Origin of the sequence: Ralstonia sp. ASV6, from assembly GCF_016429285.1 — a bacterium.
GTDB classification, from domain to species: Bacteria; Pseudomonadota; Gammaproteobacteria; order Burkholderiales; family Burkholderiaceae; genus Ralstonia; species Ralstonia flaminis.
Genome location: NZ_JAELUI010000088.1, coordinates 1 through 23,953 on the forward strand (window position 1 = coordinate 1; position 23,953 = coordinate 23,953).

At 65.0% G+C, this 23,953-nt stretch carries 23 protein-coding genes; 14 read left to right on the forward strand and 9 right to left on the reverse strand.

What is annotated here, in order from left to right:
• On the forward strand, positions 1–1,596 hold a 1,596-nt coding region (locus JHD73_RS17580; protein WP_199031550.1), incomplete at its 5' end, for a M48 family metalloprotease.
• Between the two features lie 26 nt (positions 1,597–1,622).
• Here the strand turns inward: JHD73_RS17580 and JHD73_RS17585 are convergent.
• Genes JHD73_RS17585 through JHD73_RS17605 form a run of 5 tightly spaced genes read right to left on the reverse strand, consistent with a single transcriptional unit; the run spans position 1,623 to position 5,069 of the window.
• Positions 1,623–2,204, reverse strand: a complete 582-nt coding sequence (locus tag JHD73_RS17585; protein ID WP_199031551.1) for a DUF2946 family protein — start codon at positions 2,202–2,204, stop codon at positions 1,623–1,625.
• Positions 2,197–3,270 carry a YheT family hydrolase gene (locus JHD73_RS17590; RefSeq protein ID WP_199031552.1) on the reverse strand — a complete coding sequence of 358 codons (1,074 nt, stop codon included), beginning with the start codon at positions 3,268–3,270 and terminating at the stop codon, positions 2,197–2,199. The genes JHD73_RS17585 and JHD73_RS17590 overlap by 8 nt, the downstream gene beginning before the upstream one ends.
• Before the next feature lie 37 nt (positions 3,271–3,307).
• Entirely contained in the window at positions 3,308–3,748 is a 441-nt protein-coding gene (locus JHD73_RS17595) for a nuclear transport factor 2 family protein (protein ID WP_199031553.1), read from the reverse strand.
• Between the two features lie 45 nt (positions 3,749–3,793).
• Positions 3,794–4,819, reverse strand: a complete 1,026-nt coding sequence (gene waaF, locus JHD73_RS17600) for a lipopolysaccharide heptosyltransferase II (protein WP_039600698.1) — start codon at positions 4,817–4,819, stop codon at positions 3,794–3,796.
• 52 nt (positions 4,820–4,871) lie between these two features.
• Positions 4,872–5,069 (reverse strand): zinc-finger domain-containing protein, encoded by a 198-nt coding sequence (locus JHD73_RS17605; protein WP_048934100.1) that lies wholly within the window; start codon positions 5,067–5,069, stop codon positions 4,872–4,874.
• A gap of 338 nt (positions 5,070–5,407) precedes the next feature.
• On the opposite strand from JHD73_RS17605, the gene JHD73_RS17610 reads away from it, so the two are divergent.
• The 3 genes from JHD73_RS17610 to rarD are packed head-to-tail and all read left to right on the forward strand — an operon-like array spanning position 5,408 to position 7,433.
• Entirely contained in the window at positions 5,408–6,202 is a 795-nt protein-coding gene (locus JHD73_RS17610) for an AzlC family ABC transporter permease (protein WP_199031554.1), read from the forward strand.
• Entirely contained in the window at positions 6,199–6,522 is a 324-nt protein-coding gene (locus tag JHD73_RS17615) for an AzlD domain-containing protein (RefSeq protein WP_199031555.1), read from the forward strand. Before JHD73_RS17610 ends, JHD73_RS17615 begins: the two co-directional genes overlap by 4 nt.
• Entirely contained in the window at positions 6,519–7,433 is a 915-nt protein-coding gene (gene rarD / locus JHD73_RS17620) for an EamA family transporter RarD (RefSeq protein ID WP_199031556.1), read from the forward strand. The genes JHD73_RS17615 and rarD overlap by 4 nt, the downstream gene beginning before the upstream one ends.
• On the opposite strand, the gene JHD73_RS17625 is transcribed toward rarD, so the two are convergent.
• A complete protein-coding gene (locus tag JHD73_RS17625) occupies positions 7,419–9,314 on the reverse strand; it encodes a M66 family metalloprotease (protein ID WP_199031557.1) in 1,896 nt (631 codons plus the stop codon). The genes rarD and JHD73_RS17625 overlap by 15 nt on opposite strands.
• 179 nt (positions 9,315–9,493) lie before the next feature.
• Here JHD73_RS17625 and JHD73_RS17630 point away from each other — a divergent pair, with 179 nt between their 5' ends.
• The 9 genes from JHD73_RS17630 (at position 9,494) to JHD73_RS17670 (ending at position 19,608) form a co-directional block, all read left to right on the forward strand.
• Positions 9,494–10,702, forward strand: a complete 1,209-nt coding sequence (locus JHD73_RS17630; protein ID WP_199031558.1) for a phosphoglycerate kinase — start codon at positions 9,494–9,496, stop codon at positions 10,700–10,702.
• A 50-nt stretch (positions 10,703–10,752) separates the two neighbouring features.
• The gene (gene pyk, locus JHD73_RS17635; RefSeq protein WP_199031559.1) at positions 10,753–12,192 is read left to right on the forward strand and encodes a pyruvate kinase; all 1,440 of its coding nucleotides are present in this window, start codon (positions 10,753–10,755) and stop codon (positions 12,190–12,192) included.
• 72 nt (positions 12,193–12,264) lie between these two features.
• On the forward strand, positions 12,265–13,329 hold the full coding sequence (gene fba, locus JHD73_RS17640; RefSeq protein ID WP_199031560.1) for a class II fructose-bisphosphate aldolase: 1,065 nt from the start codon (positions 12,265–12,267) through the stop codon (positions 13,327–13,329).
• 113 nt (positions 13,330–13,442) lie between these two features.
• Positions 13,443–14,366 (forward strand): phosphoribosylaminoimidazolesuccinocarboxamide synthase, encoded by a 924-nt coding sequence (locus tag JHD73_RS17645; RefSeq protein ID WP_199031561.1) that lies wholly within the window; start codon positions 13,443–13,445, stop codon positions 14,364–14,366.
• 16 nt (positions 14,367–14,382) lie between these two features.
• Complete coding sequence (gene purE, locus JHD73_RS17650; protein WP_147214432.1) at positions 14,383–14,892, forward strand: 5-(carboxyamino)imidazole ribonucleotide mutase; 510 nt, start codon at positions 14,383–14,385, stop codon at positions 14,890–14,892.
• Between the two features lie 19 nt (positions 14,893–14,911).
• Positions 14,912–16,147: a 5-(carboxyamino)imidazole ribonucleotide synthase gene (locus JHD73_RS17655; protein ID WP_199031562.1), complete on the forward strand. Its 1,236-nt coding sequence runs from the start codon at positions 14,912–14,914 to the stop codon at positions 16,145–16,147.
• Between the two features lie 16 nt (positions 16,148–16,163).
• The gene (locus JHD73_RS17660) at positions 16,164–17,168 is read left to right on the forward strand and encodes an L-threonylcarbamoyladenylate synthase (protein WP_199031563.1); all 1,005 of its coding nucleotides are present in this window, start codon (positions 16,164–16,166) and stop codon (positions 17,166–17,168) included.
• Positions 17,169–17,315: 147 nt separating this feature from the next.
• Positions 17,316–18,359 carry an SGNH/GDSL hydrolase family protein gene (locus tag JHD73_RS17665; RefSeq protein WP_199031564.1) on the forward strand — a complete coding sequence of 348 codons (1,044 nt, stop codon included), beginning with the start codon at positions 17,316–17,318 and terminating at the stop codon, positions 18,357–18,359.
• Positions 18,360–18,615: 256 nt separating this feature from the next.
• Positions 18,616–19,608, forward strand: coding sequence for an SGNH/GDSL hydrolase family protein (locus tag JHD73_RS17670; RefSeq protein WP_199031565.1), 993 nt, complete (start codon positions 18,616–18,618; stop codon positions 19,606–19,608).
• 70 nt (positions 19,609–19,678) lie between these two features.
• Here the strand turns inward: JHD73_RS17670 and JHD73_RS17675 are convergent, their stop codons facing one another.
• From JHD73_RS17675 to dacB, 3 genes are all read right to left on the reverse strand, one after another.
• Complete coding sequence (locus tag JHD73_RS17675; RefSeq protein WP_199031566.1) at positions 19,679–20,851, reverse strand: tol-pal system YbgF family protein; 1,173 nt, start codon at positions 20,849–20,851, stop codon at positions 19,679–19,681.
• 78 nt (positions 20,852–20,929) lie between these two features.
• The gene (gene mobB / locus JHD73_RS17680; RefSeq protein ID WP_233177031.1) at positions 20,930–21,466 is read right to left on the reverse strand and encodes a molybdopterin-guanine dinucleotide biosynthesis protein B; all 537 of its coding nucleotides are present in this window, start codon (positions 21,464–21,466) and stop codon (positions 20,930–20,932) included.
• The gene (dacB, locus tag JHD73_RS17685; protein ID WP_199031568.1) at positions 21,463–23,010 is read right to left on the reverse strand and encodes a D-alanyl-D-alanine carboxypeptidase/D-alanyl-D-alanine-endopeptidase; all 1,548 of its coding nucleotides are present in this window, start codon (positions 23,008–23,010) and stop codon (positions 21,463–21,465) included. The genes mobB and dacB overlap by 4 nt, the downstream gene beginning before the upstream one ends.
• A gap of 249 nt (positions 23,011–23,259) precedes the next feature.
• Here dacB and JHD73_RS17690 point away from each other — a divergent pair.
• A partial coding sequence (locus tag JHD73_RS17690) for an MFS transporter (protein WP_199031569.1) occupies positions 23,260–23,953 on the forward strand: 694 nt, incomplete at its 3' end.

Consider the following 23,953-nt stretch of genomic DNA (forward strand, 5'->3'; position numbering starts at 1 on the left):
TCTGCGCCGGCGGCCTCGGCCAATCTGGGTTTAGGCTCTGCTGCGCAGGCAGACCAGGTGCAGAGCAACCTGAACCGCAGCGTGCAGATCGGCCGGCAGTCGCCGTATCTGCAGAAAGACCCGACCGTCATTGATGCGCCAACGTACGAATTGCCCGACATGGGCGATCCGTCCACAGCGGCGCTGTCGCCAGACATGGAGCGCAGGTTGGGCGACCGTGTGATGCGTGAGATCCGGCGTGATCCGGACTACGTGTCCGATCCGTTGCTCAGCGATTACCTGAACACCATCGGCTACAAGCTGATCGAGGCGGCGCGTCGGCAACACGTGGCGGGCAGTACGTCATCGTCTAGCTTCGAGCTGTTTGCGGTGCGCGATCCGGCCATCAATGCGTTTGCGCTGCCGGGTGGCTATATCGGCGTGAACACCGGCACGCTGGTGGCGACCGAGAGCGAGTCGGAACTGGCCTCCGTGCTCGGCCACGAAATCGGCCACGTGCTGCAGCGGCATATCGCGCGCGGCATCGACAAGTCGGGCGAGTCGATGTGGATTGCGTTGGCGTCGCTCCTGCTGGCGGGTCTAGCAGCCACCAAGAGTGGCGATGCGGCGCAGGCGCTGGCGATCGGCGGGCAGGCGGCAGCGGTGTCGAACCAGCTTTCGTTCTCGCGCAGTGCCGAGCGTGAGGCGGATCGTGTCGGTTTTACGCTGCTCACCGGCGCCGGCTATGACCCGGAGGGCATGCCGGACTTCTTTCGCCGCATGCAGCGGGTCACCAACATTGCGGATACCGGTGTGGTTCCCGGCTATGCGCGCACGCACCCGCTGACTGGCGAGCGTATCGCCGATATGGCCGACCGTGCACGCGGCCTGCCGCATCCACGCCAACCACGCCGGCCGGAGTTCGGCTTTGCCAAGGCGCGTGCGCGTGTATTGCAGGAAACGTCGACCAGTTCCTACATCGATGTGCGCAATGCTATGCAGTCGCAGTTGACTTCGGCGCCGGATGCGCCAGTCGAGAAGCGCGCCGCGCTGTGGTACGGCATTGCGGTGGCCAACCAGATGGCAGGGCGCCTTGACGAAGCCGAGCAAGCGCTGCTGGAGGCGCGTCGCCTGTACGGCAACATTCCCGGCATTACCTCGGGCAGTGTTGATCTGGACGTGACGGCCATCGAGCTGGCGCGCGCCCGCAACCGCACGCCCGAGGCACTGACCTTGGCACGTGCGGCACTTGCTGCGTATCCGTTGTCGCGCGCCGCTGGTATGACGTATGCGCAGACCTTGCTGACGGCCGGCCGGATCGATGACGCCATTCCGTATCTGAAGGACAAGACCCGAGAAGACACGGCGCAATCGATCTGGTGGGACATGCTCGCGCGTGCCTATGCCGACAAGGGCAAGCGCCTGGAGCAGCACCGCGCGCTGGCCGAGAAGTACGCGCGTGACGGTGCATGGGGTTCTGCGGTGGAGCAACTCAAACTGGCTCGCGAAGCAGGCGATGCGGATTTCTACACGCTGTCCGAAGTCGATGCGCGGCTGCATCAGATGGAGCGGCAGTACAAGGAAGAGAAGGCCGAGGACAAGGCGCTACCGAAGTAGTCGGGTGACGCAGTCTCCGGTGATCGCTACGGTGCGGGATGCGGCACGAATCCATAACGCCGTGCGACTTCTGCGCGACGAATCGGCTCGATGTCGAACGTGCGACTGCCGATGGTGAGTGTGCCGAGTGCGGCGCCGCATGCGTCTCCATGCCATTGCGCCAGCGATGAGAACGGCTCCAAGTCGTGATCGTGCAGCACGGCGATGCTGTCTTCGGCATCCCACCCCGCCACGAGGCCAGACAGCAGCACGTTGCCTTGCTCGTCGGCAAAACAGCCGTTGGGCGAGAAGGCCGCGCCCGTGGTGGTCGTGAAGGCCGGCACTGCGCCATCGGGCACCAGCCGGACAATCCACGGCGTGTACTCCAACTCCACAAACACGCGTTGCGGCCCGTTCTGGAAGAACCACTGCCCCGCATCATCGTGCGCGTAGTTGCGCACGATGAAGTCGACTAGCGACGGGTGACGGATCGGATCACCCGACAGCTTGTTGGCCTGCGCAAACTCGTTGCGCATGCGCCATTGGCCGCGTCGGTCCAGCGCCAACCAGCCGAAGCAGTTCGGCACGTTGGGCCATTTGGCCATCGCCTGGCGGACGATCTCATCCACGAGTATCTCCGTGCAGTGTTTGGCCGAGCACGTCATCAAAGAAGCGAAGCACGCGCGCGGGCATCCAGTCGATGCGGCCCGCGTTGCCATGACGCAGCAGGAAGCCAACGTGGCCGCCATGCAGCGGTTGGTCGAGCACCACGTCGGGCGACACGTCCGCCTGGCCAGGCAGGTGGTTGCCTGGCAGGAAGGGGTCGTTGCGCGCGTTGAGCACCAGCGCCGGCACGCGCACGTCGCGCAGGATCGGCTTGGACGACGCGCGCGTCCAGTAGTCGAGCACGTCGCGATAACCGTGCAGCGGTGCAGTGACGAGGTTGTCGAATTCGCCTAGCGTGCGCGTGGCCATCATGGCGGCACGGTCGTACAAGCCCGGGTGCTGGTCGAGCTTGGCGTTGGCCTTGGACTTGAGCGTGCGCAGGAACATGCGCGTGTACACCATGTTGAAGCCGCGAGACAGCGCTGCGCCACCGGCCCGCATATCCAGCGGCGCGGAGACCGTTGCGGCGGCGCTCAGATGGCGCGCGCCGGAGCCGTGCTCACCCAGGTAGCGCAGCAGCGCATTGCCGCCCAACGAGATGCCCACGGCCAGCAACTTGCGGCCCTGGGGCTCGCAGACCGTCCGGTATAGCCGCTCAAGAATCCACGCGATTTCGGCGCCGTCGCCGCAGTGGTACATGCGGGGGGCGCGGTTCATCTCGCCGGAGCAGCCACGGAAGTGCGGGATGACGCCGGGCCAGCGGCGCGCACGCAGCGCATCCATCAGCAGGCTCGCGTAGTGGCTGCGCGAATCACCCTCCAGGCCATGAAACATCACGACGAGCGGGGCGTGTGCATCCGTGTCGTGTGTGGTCCAGTCCAGATCGATGAAGTCCTGATCGGGGGTGTCCCAGCGCTCACGCCGGTAGGTGATGCGCGGAAAGCGCCAGAGGCGCGCCGGTACGATGGTCTGTGCGTTGCCGCCGATGAGCCACCACGGCGAGCGGAATGCATGCGGCTCGAACGGCCCCGCCAGCATGGGGCCGAGGTACTGTTCAACGGGGGTAGCTTGGCGGAGCGGGCGGTTCATCGTGGCGATGGTGCAGCCACGCCGGTGGTGGCGCGGCTCAGTGCAGGGAGTGCGTGACGCTGGAGATGGAGGCCGCCACGCGTTCTTCTGCCGCCTGGCTGGAGTGCACGTGGGCGATGCGCCAGCCTTCGTGGTTCTGCATCAGCACGTAGGTCGTGTGCACATACAGGTCAGCTTCAGTGGCGGTGGCGGAGAAGCGCAGCGCTTCAGTCGCTTCGAAAATCGACACGCCCAGCGATGAGTGCACCTGCTGCGAGAGACATTCGATCCAGACCGGATTCTTCTCGACCAGCGCGTCGAGGCAGCCGCGCAGTTGCTCGTGACCGTTCAGGCGTTGACCATCGGGCAGGATGAAGCTCACGGAATCCTCGTCCAGCCACAGCCTGAGCGCGCCATCGGCATCGCGGCGCTTGAGTGCATCGCGATAGGCTTCGAGGATGTCCTCGGCGGCTTCGAACAGGCGGGCAAATCGTGGCATGGCGGCTGGGCGTTCAGGGAAGGACTGCGGACAAGCGTAACGAATCTAAGCCGGCTGCAGCAGCCGGCGCAACTCATGAAACACCATCTCGGGGCCGATGTCGCGCAGGCAGCGCAAGTGGCCCAGCGGGCATTCGCGCGCAAAGCACGGACTGCACTCCAAGTGGAGCCACATGATACTCGCAGCGGGCGACAGGGGCGGCGTATGACGCGGGTCGCTGGAGCCGAACACGGCCACCTGCGGTCGCCCCAGGGCGGCCGTTACGTGCATCAGGCCCGAGTCGTTGCAGATGGCTGCCTCTGAGCGGGCGAGCAGTTCGATGGCCTCATCGAGCGAGGTCTCGCCGCACAGGTTGCGCACAAAGGGCGCACGTTCGACGATGGCGTTGGCCATCTCACGGTCCTTGCCCGAACCGAGCGCGACGATCTGCGCATACGGGAACGAGCGCCGCAGCATCTGTGCAAGCTCGGCAAAGTGCTCGGCAGGCCAGCGCTTGGCGGGGCCATATTCGGCGCCGGGGCAGAAGGCGACCAGACGTGCGTTGCCGGGTATATCGAACTTGGCCGAGGTGGCGGCCACGCGCTGCACGTCAACGTTCAGCTTCGGGTCGGGCAGGGCGTCGGGCAGCTTGGCGCCGGGCTTGAAGGCCAGCGCAGCATAGTGCTGCACCATCGGCGGGCGGGCATTCTTGGGCGGATTCGGGTAGCGCACGTTCAGCACGCCCAGGCGCGACTCGCCCTTGTAACCGATGCGCAGTGGAATGCCGGCCAGCCATGGGATCAGCGCGCTCTTGAACGAGTTCGGCAGCACGTAGGCCGCGTCGAACGTCTCGTTCTTGAGTTGCTGGGCAAACATCGTGCGGCTGCCGAGCTGCAGCTTGCCGTGTGCGAGGTCGGTTGGCAGCACGCGGGCAATCTCGGGCATGCGCGCGAGCACCGGCGCCACCCACTTGGGCGCGATGGCGTGAATCTGCGCACGCGGGTGGCGCGCCTTGATCTGCGCAAACAGCGGCTGCGCCATCAGCGCATCACCGATCCAGTTCGGGGCGACAACGAGGATCTTGCGCATCATCGATTCGCCGGACGTCCGTTGCGACCAGCGTCGTACTTCGAGTGAAGACGGCTCAATGGTGGCCCTTCAGTTCAACGCCGGGAGCCAGCTTGTAGACGGTGCCGCAGTACGGGCACTTGACCTCGCCGGTGTCGGCAATGTCGAGGAACACGCGCGGGTGGTAATTCCAGGCCGGGGTCTTGGCGGTCGGGCAGTGCAGCGGCAGGTCGTCTGCGCCGATTTCGATTGTGGGTGCGGTTTGCGTGGTCATGGTCAGTAGGATTGCCGGCGCAGTCTGAGCAGGTCAGCCGTGCCTTGGTATGGGCCGCAAATTCAAATGCCGAAAACTTCGACGAAGAGGCGAAATTGTAAGGCGTGGGCGCGGGCACGCCAACGCCGATTGTTGCACTGCGTGGCGCCCGGCACGAATCGTTGCGGCGGGCTGGGCGCGTGCCCATCGGCGTTAAGCGGGCGCTTAACATCAAAAGTATAATCGTGTGTTTCCTACGAGCCACTCATGTCGCCCCCGACGCATCCGCGCCCGCGCGCTGCCGGCAGCCTTTGGCCGGACAATAAAAAAGAGACGAATGCGCCGCTTGAGGGGGCGTCATGGCACTAGCCCGCTGGAGCGCTGCGCTACAACGCCGCTGGCAGGCCATCGACCCTGCTGAACGCGCCGGCTTCTTTGCCGGCATACGAGCGTACATGCCGTCGCTGCCGCCGGTGTTCACCTGGGGCGTGGTGACGGGCGTGGCGATGAGCAAGTCAGTGCTGACCATTCCGCAGGCGATCGGTATGTCGATCTTCGTGTATGCGGGGTCGTCGCAGCTGGCGGTGCTGCCACTGCTGGCGGCTGGGCTGCCGATCTGGACGGTGCTGCTGACGGCGTTCATCGTCAACGTGCGCTTCATCATCTTCAGCGCGGGGCTCGCGCAGCATTTCGGGCATCTGCCGTTCGTGCGGCGGGTGGTCCTGGGCGTGGTCAACGGCGATCTGCCGTTTGTGCTGTTCACCCAGAAATATCCCTCCGCGGCGCCGGAGGTGGGCAAAGAAGGGTATTACTGGGGCATGGTCCTGCTGAGCTTCGTGGCCTGGCAGGTGTCGTCCATCCTGGGCATCGTCGCGGCGAGCCTGTTTCCTGATGCGTGGGGCCTGGCGCTGGCCGGGACGCTCGCGCTGATTCCTGTCATGGTGTCGACCATTCGTAGCCGGGCCACCCTCATGGCGGTGGCCGTGGCGGCGGTGCTGGCGCTGGTTGCCTTCAAGCTGCCGTATCGATTGAGCCTGGTGATTGCCGTCACCGGCGCCATGGCGGCAGGCCTGGCCGCCGATGAGGCCGCCGCTCGCCTGCAATGGCAGCGCCGCCGCGCGGCACAGAAGACGGCCAAGGAGGGGGACGCATGAGCGCGCTGGAGATCTGGCTGGTCATCGCCGGCATGACGGTGGTGACGATCGTTACGCGTTCGCTGTTCCTGATCGTGGGCGACAAGGTCGCGTTGCCGATGCGTTTGCAGCACGCACTGCGCTTTGCGCCGGCGGCAGCGCTCATCGCCATCGTGCTGCCTGACCTGCTCTGGAATCAGGGTCATTTTGATGCGACCTGGACCAACCCGCGCTTGATGGCGGGCGTTGCGGCCACCGCCTTCTATGTGGTGACGCGGCGCATGCTGGGCATGATCTTCGTCGGCATGGGGGTGTTTACCGTGCTGCGCCTCTGGGGATGAATGTGTCGGGTTCCGCTTCCACACGCAATGGTGTGATCTTTGCCTTCCTGGCCTACACGATGTGGGGCCTGTTTCCGCTGTACTTCAAGCTGCTCAAGGCCGTGTCACCGGTGGAGATCTTGTCGCACCGGGTGATCTGGTCGCTGGCGGTGATGGTGGTGATCCTGCTCGTCAAACGCCACTGGGCGTGGTTGTGGGCGCTGCGCACACAGCCGCGCGTGGTCGGACGCTATGCGGCCAGCACCGCATTGCTGGCGGCTAACTGGCTGACCTATATCTGGGCGGTCAACCATGACCATGTGCTCGACGCAAGCCTGGGCTACTTCATCAACCCGCTGGTGGTGGTGATGCTGGCCTCGCTGGTGCTGGGCGAGCGGCTGCGGCCGGTGCAATGGGTGTCGGTGGCGCTGGCCGCGGCCGGAGTGGCATGGCTGACCTGGCAGGCCGGCACGCTGCCGTGGATCGCGCTGGCGCTGGCGTTTTCGTTCGGGTTCTATGGCCTGCTGCGCAAGACTTCGCCGCTGGGCGCGCTGGAGGGGCTGACGCTGGAGACGCTGCTGCTGTTTCCGCTCGCGCTGGCCTACCTGGGCTGGCTCGCCGCGCAGCAGCAGAACGCTTTCCTGGTCGCGTCGCCCGGCATGCAGTTGCTGCTGGCGCTGGCCGGCCCGCTGACGGCGTTGCCGCTGCTGTTGTTCGGCGCCGGGGCGCGGCGCATTCCGCTCTCATTGCTGGGGCTGCTGCAGTATGTGAGCCCCACGCTCCAGTTGCTGCTGGGCGTGTGGCTCTACAACGAGCCGTTTGCCGGGCCGAAGGTGGCGGGCTACGTGCTGATCTGGATCGGCCTGGCGGTCTACAGTGCCGAGAGCGCGCTGCGCCTGCAGCGGCGCCCCCAGGTATTACCGGCTAAGTAACACGGTCGGCGTGGCGGATACTCCGTTCCAGGCCATTGGCGTATCGAGCAGCTCCACCTTGGTGATGGCCGTGTTGCCGGGCACGTTGATGGTCCACAGCTTGAAGCTGTCGCCGCTGGTCGGGTCTGCCGTGCTGGTGGCCGGCGTGCCGGTCGGGCTGAACCACGGGCGGAAGCCGCCTTGCAGCACTCGCGTGATCTGCGAGTTGTCGGCGTAGGTCACGCGCACGGTGTAGTCGCAGCCGCTGGCGTGGCAGTACCACGCGTACGTGCCAGTGTTGGGCACGATGGCGGCGCGGTCGGCAGCGCTGGTCGGGTCAAACGTCTGGATCAGGTTGCCGGTGAAGGGCAGCGGCGGATAGATCTGCGAAACCCCCGCCGTGCCTGCGCGGCTCAACGTGATGGCGATGGCGTACACCGGCACGTTGGTCTGCGTCGGCAAGTTCTGGTTGATGCCGTACAGGCCGTTGCTGGTGGTTGTGGGCGTGTAGGCCACGCGCGCCTGGGTGGCCGCATTCCACTGGCTGTAGCCGGTGGGGGACGCCGCGTCGACCAGGATGCGGCCCTGCAGCCAGGCCTGCATCTTTCCTGTATTGAAATCCGAGAACGTGGCGAACTTGTAGCCCGGCGATTGATCGCCCGCGCCGCCCTGCATCGGGTCTTGCTTGATGCAGCGGTTGGCGGAATCGGTCTGGTGGCCGCTCGCACAGTTGGCGTAGCTGCTGGCTGTGGTCGGCACGCGGGTGTCGAGGAACTGGTTCTTGTTCGGGTCGTAGCCCCACACCGAGCCCGTCAGGCTGCCGCCTGCGTACGGATACGTGCCGGCGGTGTAGGCATCGCCCGCATGCGGCAGACCGAACGCGTGGCCTTGCTCGTGGATGAAGATGCCGGTGTAGTTCTGGTCGCCCACGCCCGCATTGCCGCCGCCGAGGCCGCCACCGAGGAACACCGGCTTGTTCGTCACCGGATCGACCGGCAGGATCGGCGCGTAGTACTGGTTGTTGGTCGGGCCTTCGCCGTTGGCGTTGCGCAGGCTCTGGATCAGGCTGAGCACCGAGCTCATCACCGCGTAGCCCTCTTTCTGCTGGCTCATGGCCGTGACCACGTAGGCCGGCTGCGCAACGTTGCCACTGTCCGCACGCGGCGCGATCACCATGCTCGGCCACGACACGCGCCCGATCGGGTGGTTGGCTGCCGTCAGTGCCGAGACCGGCCACTTGGCGAAGATCTCCTGCTGCGTCACGGCGTCCGGCGCCTTGACGGTCGACAGCGGCGTCGTATTCGAATCGTTCGCGCCAAAGAGGTAGAACGGCAGCACACGCAGCGTGATGTCCGCATTGGTGCCGAAGCTGGGTGTGTGGCTGGTGCTGGCGGTGTAGTTGGCTGCCGATACGCGGAATGTCGTGCCGGGCACCATCCACGCGGCGGGCACGGTCGCGCTCCAACGGTCGGTTGCGTACGGGCGGCCGGCAGATTCCGTCGGCGGCAGGGCGCTGGGCGCATTCAGCGCCAGGCTGCCGACCAGCGCGCCGTTGCGCCAGGCTTCCAGCTTGGGTTGCTGAACATCCGCCTGCCCGATCGACGCCAGCGCCAGCGCGCCCCGATTGCCGGTGAGCTGCAGCGTGCCAGTGGTGTTCGGCAGCGTCCAGGTGAGACCGCTCTCGGGCAGCACGTGCGTCTGCGCAAACTCCAGCATGTTCAGCGCGAGCGGGCCGGCGGCCGGCGTGGTGGGTGAGGTTGGGGTGCCGGTCGATCCGCCGTCCGGCTGGGTGCTGGAAGTGGCGCCTGTGGAGGCTCCGTCGCCGCCGCCGCAAGCGGTCAGCAGCAGGGTGGTCAAGGCGGCCGCCAGCGTGGCGCGGCCCAGAGTTGGCGCTTGGCTCATATCAAACTCCCGACGTATTTATGTTTATTGGCGCGCACATTCTAGCTTTGTGGAGGATTGTGAAGATAGGCGCGCTCCCCTGGTCAGGGGATTCGGGGTTTCGTTCGCCCGTTTTACGGCGAGCGTGCAAGGGTGATCAGGTAAAATCGTCGTTTTCCGCGATTCCTACTGTTGCTGCCATGCCTCACGTTCTGCGTCTGTCCGATCTCATCTCCGAAGGCAAGCTTGCCGGCAAGCGTGTGTTTATCCGCGCCGACCTCAACGTGCCGCAAGACGACGCCGGCAACATCACCGAAGACACCCGCATCCGCGCTTCCGTGCCGGCCATCGAGGCTGCGCTGGGCGCGGGTGCCGCCGTGATGGTCACGTCGCACCTGGGCCGCCCGACCGAGGGCGAGTTCAAGCCGGAAGACTCGCTGGCACCCGTCGCCAAGCGCCTGTCCGAGCTGCTGGGCCGTGACGTGACGCTGGTGCAGAACTGGGTGGATGGTGTGGACGTTGCGCCCGGCCAGGTTGTGCTGCTGGAGAACTGCCGCGTGAACAAGGGCGAGAAGAAGAACAGCGACGAACTGGCTCAGAAGATGGCCAAGCTGTGCGACGTCTATGTCAACGACGCCTTCGGCACCGCCCACCGCGCGGAAGCCACCACCCACGGTATCGCCAAGTTCGCTCCTGTCGCCTGTGCCGGCCCGCTGCTGGCCGCAGAACTCGATGCGCTGGGCAAGGCACTGGGCCAACCGGCGCGTCCGCTGGTGGCGATCGTGGCCGGCTCCAAGGTGTCGACCAAGCTGACCATCCTGAAGTCGCTGGCCGACAAGGTGGACAACCTGATCGTCGGCGGCGGCATCGCCAACACGTTCATGCTGGCTGCCGGCCTGAAGATCGGTAAGTCGCTGGCCGAAGCCGATCTGGTGGGCGACGCCAAGACCATCATCGACCTGATGGCTGCACGCGGCGCGTCGGTGCCCATTCCCGTGGATGTGGTGTGCGCCAAGGAATTCAGCGCCACTGCTGCCGCTACCGTCAAGGATGTGAAGGACGTGGCGGATGACGACATGATTCTCGATATCGGACCGAAGACCGCCGCCATGCTGGCTGACCAGCTCAAGGCCGCCGGCACGATCGTGTGGAACGGCCCGGTCGGCGTGTTCGAGTTCGACCAGTTCGGCAACGGCACCAAGGTGCTGGCCGAGGCCATCGCTGCCTCGTCGGGCTTCTCGATTGCAGGCGGCGGCGACACGCTGGCGGCCATCGCCAAGTACAACATCGCTGACAAGGTGGGCTATATCTCCACTGGCGGCGGTGCGTTCCTGGAGTTCCTGGAAGGCAAGACGCTGCCGGCCGTGGAGATTCTGGAGCAGCGCGCCAAGAGTCCGGCAGCCGCCTGATTGCGTTTGCGCTATCCAACTCCAATAACACCAACGAGACACCGCTGCCCATGACCCGCGCCACCAAGATCGTCGCCACCCTCGGCCCTGCGTCCAGCTCGCAGGAAATCCTGACACGCATGATTGCGGCCGGCGTGGATGTGGTGCGGTTGAACTTCTCGCACGGCACCGCGCAGGATCACATCGACCGCGCGCAGCTCGTACGTGAGGTGGCGCGCTCGGTGGGGCGCGAGGTGGCCATCATGGCCGACCTGCAGGGTCCGAAGATCCGCGTCGGCAAGTTCGAGACCGGCAAGATCACGCTGAACCCAGGCGACCGCTTCACGCTCGATGCGCGTTGCGAACTGGGCAACCAGGAGCGCGCTGGCCTCGACTACAAGGAGCTGCCGCGCGACGTCGGCCCTGGTGATTTGCTGCTGCTCAATGACGGCCTGATCGTGCTGCAGGTCGCGCGCGTGGTGGGCGAGGAGATTGAAACCATCGTCAAGATTGGCGGTGAGCTGTCCAACAACAAAGGTATCAACCGCCAGGGCGGCGGGCTGTCGGCGCCGGCGCTGACCGCCAAGGACATGGAAGACATCAAGACCGCGATGGCGCTGGGCGCCGACTACGTTGCGGTCAGCTTCCCCAAGAACGCCACCGACATGGAAATGGCGCGCCAGCTGGCCGTGGTGGCCGGTGCGCCGCACAACCATAAGCCGCGCATGATTGCCAAGATCGAGCGTGCCGAGGCCATCCGCCCGGGCGTGCTCGAAGAGATCCTGGCGGCGTCCGACGGCATCATGGTCGCCCGTGGCGACCTGGCGGTGGAAGTGGGCAACGCGGCGGTGCCGGCGCTGCAAAAGCGCATGATCAAGCTCGCGCGCGAAGCCAACAAGCTGACCATCACCGCCACGCAGATGATGGAATCGATGATCGTCAACCCGGTGCCGACGCGTGCCGAGGTGTCGGACGTTGCCAACGCCGTGCTGGACGGCACGGATGCGGTGATGCTCTCCGCCGAGACCGCCGCGGGCCGCTATCCGGTCGAGACCATCGAAGCCATGGCAGCCATCTGCGTGGAAGCCGAGAAGTCGCAGCCGGTGCACCTGGACACGGATTTCCTCGAACAGACCTTCAGCCGCATTGATCAATCGATCGCCATGGGGGCGCTGTTCACGGCCTACCATTTACAAGTGAAGGCGATTGCCGCGCTGACCGATTCTGGCGCCACTGCACTGTGGATGAGCCGTCACGGCATCAATGTGCCGATCTATGCGATGACACCCAACGTGGGCTCGCAACGCAAGATGGCCCTGTACCGCAACGTGCAGGCGCTGCCACTGGCCACCAGCACTGACCGCGATGAGGCGCTGCATCAGGCGGAAGAACTGCTGGTTGCGCGCGGCGTCGTGCAGCGCGGCGACTTCATCGTCCTGACCGTCGGCGAGCCGATGGGGCAGGCGGGCGGTACCAACACACTCAAGATTGTCCGCGTCGGCATGCACTGACGCCCATGACGGAACGCTGTTTGCTAAAAGCGTTCCTGAGACCGAATACAGATCGACCCATAGGAGAAAACCATGCCACTCGTTTCCATGCGCCAACTGCTGGACCACGCCGCTGAAAACGGCTACGGCCTGCCGGCATTCAACGTGAACAACCTGGAGCAGGTCCAGGCCGTGATGGAAGCGGCCAAGGAAACCGGCGCGCCGGTGATCCTGCAAGCCAGCGCAGGCGCCCGCAAGTACGCCGGCGAGGCTTTCATCAAGCACCTGATCCAGGCCGCCGTTGAAGCCTATCCGGAGATCCCGCTGGTGATGCACCAGGATCACGGCCAAAGCCCGGCCATCTGCCAGGGCGCCATCGACCTGGGCTTCGGCTCGGTCATGATGGACGGCTCGCTGATGGAAGACGGCAAGACGCCGTCGAGCTTCGACTACAACGTGGACGTCACGCGTCGCGTGGTCGACATGGCGCACAAGGTTGGCGTGACCGTCGAGGGTGAACTCGGCTGCCTGGGCAACCTGGAAACCGGTGATGCCGGCGAGGAAGATGGCATTGGCGCTGCCGGCAAGCTGGATCACAGCCAGATGCTGACCGATCCGGAAGAGGCTGCTGTGTTCGTCAAGGCCACCCAACTGGACGCTCTGGCCATCGCCATCGGCACCAGCCACGGCGCCTACAAGTTCTCGCGCAAGCCCACCGGCGACATCCTCGCGATTAGCCGCGTGAAGGAAATCCACGCGCGTATCCCGAACACCCACCTGGTGATGCACGGCTCGTCCTCCGTGCCGCAAGAACTGCTGGCCATCATCAACCAGTACGGCGGCAAGATGAAGGAAACCTACGGCGTGCCGGTCGAGGAAATCCAGGAAGCCATCAAGTACGGCGTGCGCAAGATCAACATCGACACCGACATCCGCCTGGCCATGACCGGCGCCGTGCGCAAGTTCCTGGCCGAGAACCCGGACAAGTTCGATGCCCGCGAATGGCTCAAGCCCGCGCGTGAGGCGGCCAAGCAAGTCTGCAAGCAGCGTTACATCCAGTTCGGCTGTGAAGGCCAGGCTGGCAAGATCAAGCCGGTCAGCCTGTCGGTGATGGCCGCTGACTACAGCAACGGCAAGCTGGCGCAAGTGGTGCAGTAAGCATTTCGCGTCACCACGAGCAAACGGCTGGCACTGCGCCAGCCGTTTTGCATTGCATGGGCCACGTATAATGCTGGCCTTCCACGTTTTCTCATCTCCTCTCGGGTTCCGCCGTGTCCGCCACCCCTGCATCCACCGCCCTTTATGAATCGTCGATCACTAGCCTGCCGTTGCTCGGCCGTGGCAAGGTGCGCGAGAACTACGCCGTCGGCGACGACAAGCTGCTGATGGTCACTACTGACCGCCTGTCGGCGTTTGACGTGATCCTCGGTCAGCCGATTCCGGACAAGGGCAAGGTCTTGGCACAGATGTCGGATTTCTGGTTCAACAAGCTGCGCCACATCGTGCCGACGCACGAGACGGGCATCGCACCGGAAACCGTGGTGGCTCCGAACGAAGTCGACCAGGTGCGCGGCCGCGCCATCGTGGTCAAGCGCCTGAAGCCGATCCTGGTGGAAGCCGTGGTGCGCGGCTATCTGGCCGGCAGCGGTTGGAAGGACTACCAGGCGACCGGCGCCGTGTGCGGCGTGCACCTGGCCCCCGGCCTGCAGAACGCGCAGAAGCTGCCCGAGCCGATCTTCACCCCCGCCGCCAAGGCTGACGTGGGCGAGCACGACGAGAACATCTCCTTCGATGAAGTCGAGCGCCGCATCGGTGCGGATCTTGCCGCACAGATCCGCGACGTGAGCATCCGCCTGTACAAGGAAGCCGCCGACTTTGCCGCCACGCGCGGCATCATCATTGCTGACACCAAGTTCGAATTCGGTCTGGATGAGAACGGCACCCTCACGCTGATGGATGAGGCGCTCACGGCAGATTCCTCGCGCTTCTGGCCGGCCGATTCGTACCAGGTGGGCACCAACCCGCCATCGTTCGACAAGCAGTTCGTGCGCGACTGGCTCGAAGCCGTGCGCATCGACGGCAAGCCGTGGCCGAAGACCGCTCCGGCGCCGCAACTGCCGGCCGACGTGATCGAGAAGACTGCCAGCAAGTACCGTGAAGCACTGACCCGCCTGACCGGCGAGTCGCTGCGTTAAACCAGGAGCGACGACGATGACCGCACAGCAATCTGCTCCGCTCGTTGGCGTGGTGATGGGCTCCAGCTCCGACTGGGAAGTCATGCGCCACGCTGTGGACATGCTCACGCAGTTCGGCATTCCGTTCGAAGCGCAAGTTGTCTCGGCGCATCGCATGCCGGACGACATGTTTCGCTACGCTGAAGCTGCACGCGGCCGGGGTTTGCGCGCCATCATCGCCGGTGCCGGCGGGGCAGCACACCTGCCGGGCATGATCGCCGCCAAGACGATCGTGCCGGTGTTCGGCGTGCCGGTGCCATCCAAGTACCTGCGCGGCGAAGACTCGCTGCTCTCCATCGTGCAGATGCCCAAGGGCATTCCGGTGTCGACATTTGCCATTGGTGAAGCGGGTGCGGCCAATGCGGCGCTCGCGGCCATCGCCACCATCGCGACCACCGATGCAGCGCTGGCCGACAAGCTCGAAGCCTTCCGCGCGCAACAAACCGAAGTGGCACGCGGGATGACGCTCCCCGTGCACGGCGCCTAAGCAACCTACGACCTGATTCATGGCCGACGACCTGAACCCGCGCCTGGCGCAAGCTCATACCCCGGAATCCCGCGCGCTGAACGTTCCCAACGCGATCCTGCCCGATGCCTGGCTGGGCATGCTGGGCGGCGGCCAGCTTGGCCGCATGTTCACGCACGCTGCGCAGGCGATGGGCTACAAGGTCTGCGTGCTTGATCCGGACCCAAACAGCCCCGCCGGCACCATCGCCGAGCGCCACCTGTGCGCGGGTTACACCGATGAAGCCGCGCTGGCTGAAATGGCGGCGCTGTGCCCAGCCGTTACCACCGAATTCGAAAACGTGCCGGCACTCGCGCTCGACCGCCTGGAGCAACTGGGTGCGTTTGTCGCACCGCGCGCCAACTGCGTGTCGATCGCCCAGAACCGCATCGCCGAGAAGAAGTTCTTCGCGCTGTGCGCCGCCCGCACAGGTATCCACCCGGCACCGAGCTGGGTGATCGAGCACGAAGCCGACATTGAGCAATTGCCTGCGGACCTGCTGCCCGGCATCCTGAAGATTGCCCGCATGGGCTATGACGGCAAGGGGCAAGCGCGCGTCTCGACGATTGAAGAACTGCGCGCCGCCTGGGGTGCCATGCAGCACGTGCCGTGCGTGCTGGAGAAGATGCTGCCGCTGGCGTACGAGGTGTCTGTGCTGGCCGCCCGTGCCGCCGATGGCAGCACCGCCACCTGGCCGTTGGCCGAGAACGCCCACCGTGACGGCATCCTGTTCTCGACCATCATGCCCTCGCGCAGCGTGTCGGATGACATTGCCACGCGCACCCGCGCGGCCGCCGCGATGATCGCTGAGGAGATGGGCTACGTCGGCGTGCTGTGCGTCGAGTTCTTCGTGCTGCAGGATGGCTCGCTGGTGGCCAACGAGATGGCGCCGCGCCCGCACAATTCCGGCCACATCACCATGGATGTGTGCGAGACCAGCCAGTTCGAGCAGCAGGTGCGCGCCATGGCCCGCCTGCCGCTGGGCAGTACGCGCCAGCACTCGCCGGGGCGTATGCTGAATGTGTTGGGCGACGTGTGGTTCGAATACGGTCTGGAACGTACGCCTGCGTGGCACGAGGTCATGGGCCACAGCGGCGCCAAGGTCCACCTGTACGGCAAGGCCGATGCGCGCCCAGGCCGCAAGATGGGCCACGTGAACTGCGTCGGCACCTCGCCGGAGGTGGTGGACGAAGCCTTCCGCCACGCCGCACACGTGCTCGGTCTGCAGCCGGATTAAGCGAGCACGCATCATCATGCACAAGTCGACCACGCCCTACGTCATGCCTTCGCGCGAGCGCCTGGATGAGGCCGCGCGCAAGCTGGAGGCGGGCGAGCTGGTCGCCTTCCCGACCGAGACTGTCTATGGTCTCGGCGCCGATGCCGAAAACCCACAGGCCATCGCCAAGATCTACGCGGCCAAGGGGCGGCCATCCAACCACCCCGTGATCGTGCATGTGGTGGATGGCGCGGACATCTCCTACTGGGCGGATGACGTGCCCGGCATCGCGCTGCAACTCATCGAAGCCTTCTGGCCCGGACCGCTGACGCTGATCCTGAAACGTGCGCCGCACATTCCGGCTGCAGTGGCGGGCGGGCAGGACAGCATCGGGCTGCGCTGCCCGTCGCATCCGGTGGCGCAGGCGCTGCTCTCGCGCTTCAAGCGCGGGCGTGGCGGCATTGCTGCGCCCTCGGCCAACAAGTTCGGCCAGGTCAGCCCGACGACCGCGCAGCATGTGCGTGACGAATTTGGCGATGCCGTGTTCGTGCTCGAAGGTGACGGCGTGGACGTGGGCATCGAGTCCACCATCATCGATCTCTCTCGGCTGGACCAGGGCATCGGCCCCGTGCTGCTGCGCCCAGGTGCCATCACTCCCGACGACATTGAGCGCGTGACCGGCGAGATGCCCGCGATGCCCGATGCTGCCGCGCCTCGTGCCTCTGGCACGTTGAAGGCGCACTACGCGCCGCGCACGCCGCTGTATCTGCTCTGCGCGGCTGAGGTGCCCGCCCGCCTGGCTGCACTGCCTGCCGGCAAGCGCATCGTCTGGCTTGGCGCGCCCGTGGCATTGCCAGCAGGCTGCGACCAGCAAGCCGCGCCGGTCACACCTGCGGCCTACGCCAACGCGTTGTATGCACTGCTGCGCGAGCTCGATCGCGGCGGCTACGACGCCATCTGGGTAGAAACCCTAGCCGATACCCCCGCCTGGGCAGCCGTCAACGACCGCCTGCGTCGCGCCGCCGCCGCGTTCGCCGCTTAGTTCGAGTTGGGCCTCTAATTCTTAGGCTGCACGCGTTCGCCGTGCACCTGCCAACCTCGCTACACTTGGGCGTTGTGTCGTCTGGCGTGCTTCAAACGCACGGGCAACGCACCACAGATCAAAAAAATTCCATACGGGAGACAGACCATGAAGTTGCGTCAATGGATGGGGCTCGCATCGGCGGCCCTTGCCTTGGGCCTGGCCGCTTGCGGCGGCGAATCCGATCAAAGCGGTAACAGCAGCAGCGCCCCCAAGGTTCAGCGCGTGGTGGTGTTCGGCGACAGCCTGAGCGACGCTGGCACCTACACACCGGCAGCGGCCGCTGTGGGCGGTGGCAGGTTCACCACCAACCCCGGCCCGGTGTGGGCGGAAACCGTGGCATCGCAACTGGGCGTGGCGCTCACGCCGGCAGTGATGGGTTACGCGAACCAGGTGCAGACCTGCCCGAAACCCGGTTGCTTTGACTATGCGCAAGGCGGTTCGCGCGTGACCGATCCGAACGGCATCGGCCACAACGGCGGTGCAGGCGCGCTGACCTATCCGGTCAAGCAGCAGCTCGCCAACTTCTACGCGGCCAGCAACAACACGTTCAACGGTAGCGGTGACGTGGTGTTCGTGTTCGGTGGCAACAACGACATCTTCTACTGGGCTGCCGCTGTCGCCACGCCGAACTCGGGCGTGACGCCGGCCATCGCCACTGCGCAGGTGCAACAGGCTGCGACCGATCTGGTCGGTTACATCAAGGACATGATCAGCAAGAACGCGACGCAGCTCTACGTGTTCAACCTGCCGGACAGCAGCCTGACGCCGCAAGGCGTGGCGGGCGGCCCGCAAGGCCAGGCACTGCTGCATGCGCTGGTGGGTACGTTCAACACCACGCTGCAAGCCGGCCTGACGGGTACCACCGCTCGCGTGATCGACTTCAACTCGCAACTGACCGCCGTGATCCAGAACGGCACGCAGTTCGGCTTCAGCAATACCAGCACGCCGGCTTGCGATGCGACCAAGATCAACGCACTGGTGCCGGGCGCTGGCGGTAGCTCGCTGTTTTGCTCGGCCAACACGCTGGTGGCGGCCGGTGCAGACCAGTCCTACCTGTTCGCCGACGGAGTGCACCCGACCACGGGCGGCCATCGCCTGATCGCGAGCAACGTGCTGCAGCGTTTGCTGGCGGACAGCCTGATGCACTGATCTGCACGTACCGTACCAAGCAAAGCGCCCGCAGCATCGCGGGCGTTTTTTTATGCTTGGCAAACGTACCGTCTATTCGATCGGTGTCGAAGCAAGCCGATACGCTGCATCGATGTCATTCCATCAAAAGGCAGGCGTTCTCCTCATGTTCATCATCTATCCATAATTTGGGCACACTCGGGCATGGTGTCTTCTAATGGGCTTTGAACGCGTGCGGGCAACGCCCGCGGATCAAAAGTCCACACGGGAGAAAACGATGAAATTGCGTGAGTTGCTGAGTGCCGCATCCATTGCCCTAACTTTGGGCCTGGCCGCATGCGGTGGCGGATCTGATGAAGGTAGCGAGTCCAAGGTTCCCAATATCCAGCGCATGGTGGTATTCGGCGATAGCCTAAGTGACGCCGGCACTTTGACGCCCACGGCTCAAACAGTGGGCGGCGGCAAGCACACGACCAACCCAGGTCCGATCTGGGCGGAAGCCGTAGCTTCGCAACTGGGCGTGGCGCTCACGCCGGCTGTGATGATCGATGCCAACGCTTTGGTGCACTCCTGCCCGAAACCCGGCTGCTTTGACTACGCACAAGGCGGCTCACGGGTGACTGACAGTGCAGGTCCGTACTCGATCAAGCAGCAACTCGCCAACTTCTACGCGGCCAGCAATAACACCTTCAATGGCAGCAGTGACGTGGTGTTCGTGCTCGCCGGTAGTAACGACGTCTTCTACTGGGCTGGTGTCGCGGCCACGCCTGGTTCGGGCGTTACGCCCGCTATCGCGATGGCGCAGGTCCAGCAGGCGGCGACTGAATTGGTCGGCTATATCAAAGACATGATCAGCAAGAACGCGACGCAGCTCTACGTGCTCAACTTGCCCGACAGCAGCCTGACGCCTGGTGGTACGGCTGCAGACGCACCACTTGTGAGCGCGTTCAACGCTACGCTGCAGAGCGGCCTGGCGGGCACCACTGCACGCGTGATCGACTTCAATGCGCAATTTGCCGCCGTGATTCAAAACGGCGCACAGTTTGGTTTCTCCAACACGACCACGCCGGCCTGTGATGCGGCGAAAATTGACGCACTGGTGCCGGGCGCTGGCGGTAGCTCGCTGTTTTGCTCGGCCAACACGCTGGTGGCGGCCGGTGCAGACCAGTCCTACCTGTTCGCCGACGGAGTGCACCCGACCACGGGCGGCCATCGCCTGATCGCGAGCAACGTGCTGCAGCGTTTGCTGGCGGACAGCCTGATGCACTGATCCAGCAAGTACCGGTTCAAGCAAAGCGCCCGCGCAAGCGGGCGTTTTTATTTGCGGGGCGATGCGTGCACTACTGCGCTGTCGGCGCCGGCAACACTACTGCCAGGCGGGCCAGGGTCGCCTTCAGTACATCGCTCTTCGGCCAGATGTCGAGGCCTTGTTTGAAGACCTCCTGCGCTTCGTCGGTCCGGCCGAGTTTCCACAACACCTCGCCCTTGTGTGCGAGACCTTCCGCACGGGCCTCACGTACCAGGTCGTCGCTGATGCCATAGTTGCCATTCGGTTGATTGAAGACGGCGATGGAGCGGTCGAACGCGCTGAGCGCCTCTTCATTGCGGCCCAGCCTGTATAGCGCCCAGCCCCTACTGTCGAGGGCGAACGGATCGTCCGGGTGTTTTGCCAGATAGGTTTCGATCATGGACAGGCCGCGCTCCACACGCAGCCCTGCGTCGGCGAGTTCATAGCCGTAGCTGTTGAGCTTGTCGTCAGGCACCGGGCGCACGTCAAGTGCGAGGTCGATGTGTTCTGGGTTGCGCTCGGTAATGGCCAGTGACATCAGCTTGCGAGCGATGCGGTCCTGAAAGCCTTCACTGAGCTTTGCACTGTTGGCGATCATTGCACCCAGGTACTGCGCATAGAGCGCCGACGGGCTTTGCGTCTCGTCTGCATTGGCGATGGCTCTGCCGGGGCCGGCGCACCAAGCGTAGTCCTCGGGCGTGAACTGCATGTCGGTATCGAGTTGGACGGTGCGTGGTTCCCGTGACTGCGCGTAGTACGAATAGCCCTCGTCATTGGCGCGGCCGCAGATCAGGTATTCGTCCGTGACATCCAGCAGGTACGGGAAGTGGCTCAGCGAGACGTCATCGAATTTGCTGACCAGGTGAAAGGATTCACCAAACTCGCCCTGCCCGATGATCGGGTTGAGTATCCAGCGCTTGGCCGGGTAGCGCTTGTGCAGGCGGACCTTGACCGTACGCCCCGCACCATCGGTCGTGCCGAAGATCACGCTGTCGTCTTCATCTTTCTTGGGCGGTTTCCCTGCGATGGTGTGACCCGGAAGGAACAGACGGTAGCGCGCGTTAGGCATCGGCTTCCCGGTCGAGGGATCGATCAGCACGAACTGATGGACCTGTGCGCCATGGCCGAGTGTGGCCGTCGGGGGGATCCAATCACGCGCGGTGGCGGGCAGCGCCGCGCAAAAAAATGCCGCGCCAAGAAGCGCGGCTGAGAGACGGGAAAGCATATTGTTGGGAGGGGGGCTGGCGAAAAAATTCAACGCCCCATCATAGCCAAGCTGCATCGCCCAGATGTTAAGAGTGCTTCATGTGGATGCTTTTGCAATCTGCTGCATGGCAAACCGGTAGACCGCGTCGACATCATTCAGGTCGAGCACGGTCACGTGTTCAGGTACCTGAACGGCATCCGTTGCATCCGTGGCGACGGCCACCACGCCACCGATTTCCGGCCACAGTGGCGCACGCCCAAGCGCGGGACGGAAGACCTCGATCTTGGGGAAATCACTGCGTTTGTAGCCCTCCACGATCACCACGTCGGTCTCGGGGGACAGCAGTGCCAGCACGTCGGTCAACTCGGGTTCTTGTGTCGGGCCGAATTCGCGCATCAGTACGAGGCGCTCGCCGCCCACCAGCACCACCTCGGCGCTGCCGGCCGAGCGCATGCGGTGCGAATCCTTGCCCGGCGTGTCGAGATCGAAACCATGATGCGTGTGCTTGATGGCGGCCACGCGGCGCCCATCGCGCACGAAGCGGGCAATGAGCTGCTCGACGAGCGTGGTCTTGCCGCTGCCCGAGGTGCCTGTAATGCCGAGAAGCGCCGCGCGCGTGTTCGGCCGGGTCATCGCGGCGCGCCCTGGTAGATCCATTGCAGCAGTGCGTCGTGCGCGGCCTGGCCGGCGCTGGCGTTCGGGTGGTTGATCATGCTGACCACCACGAAGCGCTCGCCGTTCTCGCCTTCCACATAGCCGGCAATGGCGCGTACGTCATTGAGCGTGCCGGTCTTGATCTCGGCGTTGCCGGCCACACCGGCGCGCGTGAGCCGGTTGCGCATGGTGCCGTCCACGCCCACCACGGGCAGTGCGTCACGCAGGATGCCGCCGTTCGGGTTGGCGTCGGCCTGTTGCAGCAGGCGCCCCATGTTGCGCGCGCTGATGCGCTCGACGCGCGACAGGCCCGAGCCGTTCTCCAGCACCAGCTCCGGCATCGTCAGGTTCTGCTTGGCAAGCCAGCGGTTGATGACGTCCGTCGATTGCGGCACCGAAGCCGGCTTGCGGCCGATCTCTGCCCCAATGGTGAGGAAGAGCTGGCGTGCCATCACGTTGTTCGAATACTTGTCGATGTCGTGCACGACCTCCGCCAGCGTAGGGCCGTAGTGCGTGGCCAGCAGCACGGCCTGGCGCGGCACCTTGCCCTCACGCAGGCCGGGCGTGAAGCGGGTTGTACCGCCCGCTTGTTGCCACAGCGCCAGGAAGCCGCCCCAGATGAAGTCGGCATGCGTGAGCGCGGCGATGTTGTAGACGCGTTCTCCACAGGCAGCCGCATAACGGCCGTCGAAGCTGGCAAGCACGTGGCCATCGGTCTGCGTCGTGATGTTGGCGCCGGAGGCCGTCTTCCAGTCGCCGCAGCCGCCGCGCGTGGTGCGCAGCTGGTTGTCGATCTGCAGTTGCGCCAGCGGTGGCGACACATCGATGTTGACCGCGCCGTTGCCGGCGTCAGGCGTGAGCGTGAAGGTGAGCGTCTTGAACGAATACAGCAGCGCATCGGGTGCCACGTTGTAGGCGCGTCCGCTGTCGCCGTCGAGCGGTGGCGCTTCCGACAGGCCGTTCTCGAAATACGTGCGGTCCAGCACGATGTTGCCGGCCAGCTCATCCACGCCGGCGCGGCGCACATCGCTCACCAGCTTGACCAGCTCTTCGGGAATCAGCTTCGGATCGCCCTGGCCGCGCAGGTAGAGGTTGCCGTTGAGCGTGCCGTTGACGGGCTGGTTGTCGGCGTAGGCCGTGGTCTTCCAGCGGAAGTTGGGGCCCAGCAGGTCCAGCCCGGCAAAGGTGGTCAGCAGCTTCATGGTCGACGCCGGGTTCATGCCGGCATCGGCGTTCCACTGCAGGATGGGCGTGGCGGTGCCAGTGCGGATCACGAACACGCTCACCGCGTCGAGCGGGATATGCGCACGGGAAAATGCCAGTGCCACATTGGCAGGCAACCCGGCGGGATTGCGTGCAGCCTGACGCTTCTGTGCCGCGCTCGCGGCGGGCGTGGCTTGTGCGGCGTGGGCTTTGGGTTTCTTGGCATGCGCCAGCGGTGCAGCCGTGAGGGCGAGGAGCGTAGCGCAGACAAGTGCGCTGCGCGACAGGTTCAACAAACGGGTCGAGCGAATTCGGGCCATCGGGCGGGGAGCAGAGTGGGGCACACGTGCGTGCGCCGAGTGCGGATGCAGGCATGTTAACGCAGTGACCCCATGCTTCGGACGACAAGCAATGCGACGTTCATCGTCCAATTCCTGAAGAATCATCCGCGTGTGACGGCGGCGACATCGCCCGGAGGACCATGCGCAAAGCAGTGATCAGCTTGGCGCGGTAGCATGGCGCCTTTGCCACGCGACGTTCGTGCGGCAAACGCATTCCACGTGGTCCTCATGTCTTCCGAATTCGTGCAATCTGCCGGCGTACTGCAGCCACGCCGGCTTCCCCTGCCAGCCCGCGCGGCGACGATGGCGCTCTTTTTCGTCAACGGTGCAACGTTTGCGACCTGGGGTATCCACATTCCCACCGTGAAAGCCCGCTTCGGACTGTCCGAAGCGTCATTGTCACTGGCGATGTTCATGGTGGCCGCGGGCGCCATCCTCACCATCAAATTCGTGGGCCGCTGGGTGGCGCGCGTCGGCACGCAGCACGCCAGCATGCGCGGCGGCATGGCGTTCGCCGCGATGCTGGCGCTAATCATGCTGATGCCCAGCTACCCGGCGCTGCTGGTGGCGCTCTTTGTGTTCGGCATCAGCACCGTGGGTTTCGACGTGGCCATCAATGCGCAGGCCACCACGGTGGAGGCCAACCACCACAAGCCGATCATTTCGTCGTTGCACGGCATGTTTAGCCTGGGCGGCATGGTGGGTGCAGCCGCGGGCGGCGTGCTGTTGGAGTTGGGCGTGCCGCCGGCCGTGCATTGCGGCGGCATGGCGCTGATCTTGATGGCGACGGCGCTGGGTGCGGGGCCGTTCATGCTGCCCGATCACGTACATGCGGACGGGGACCCCGCGCACCCGAACACGGGCCGCACGCTGTTCGTGCTCGGCCTGCTGGCTTTCTTCGGGCTGCTGGGCGAGGGCGCCA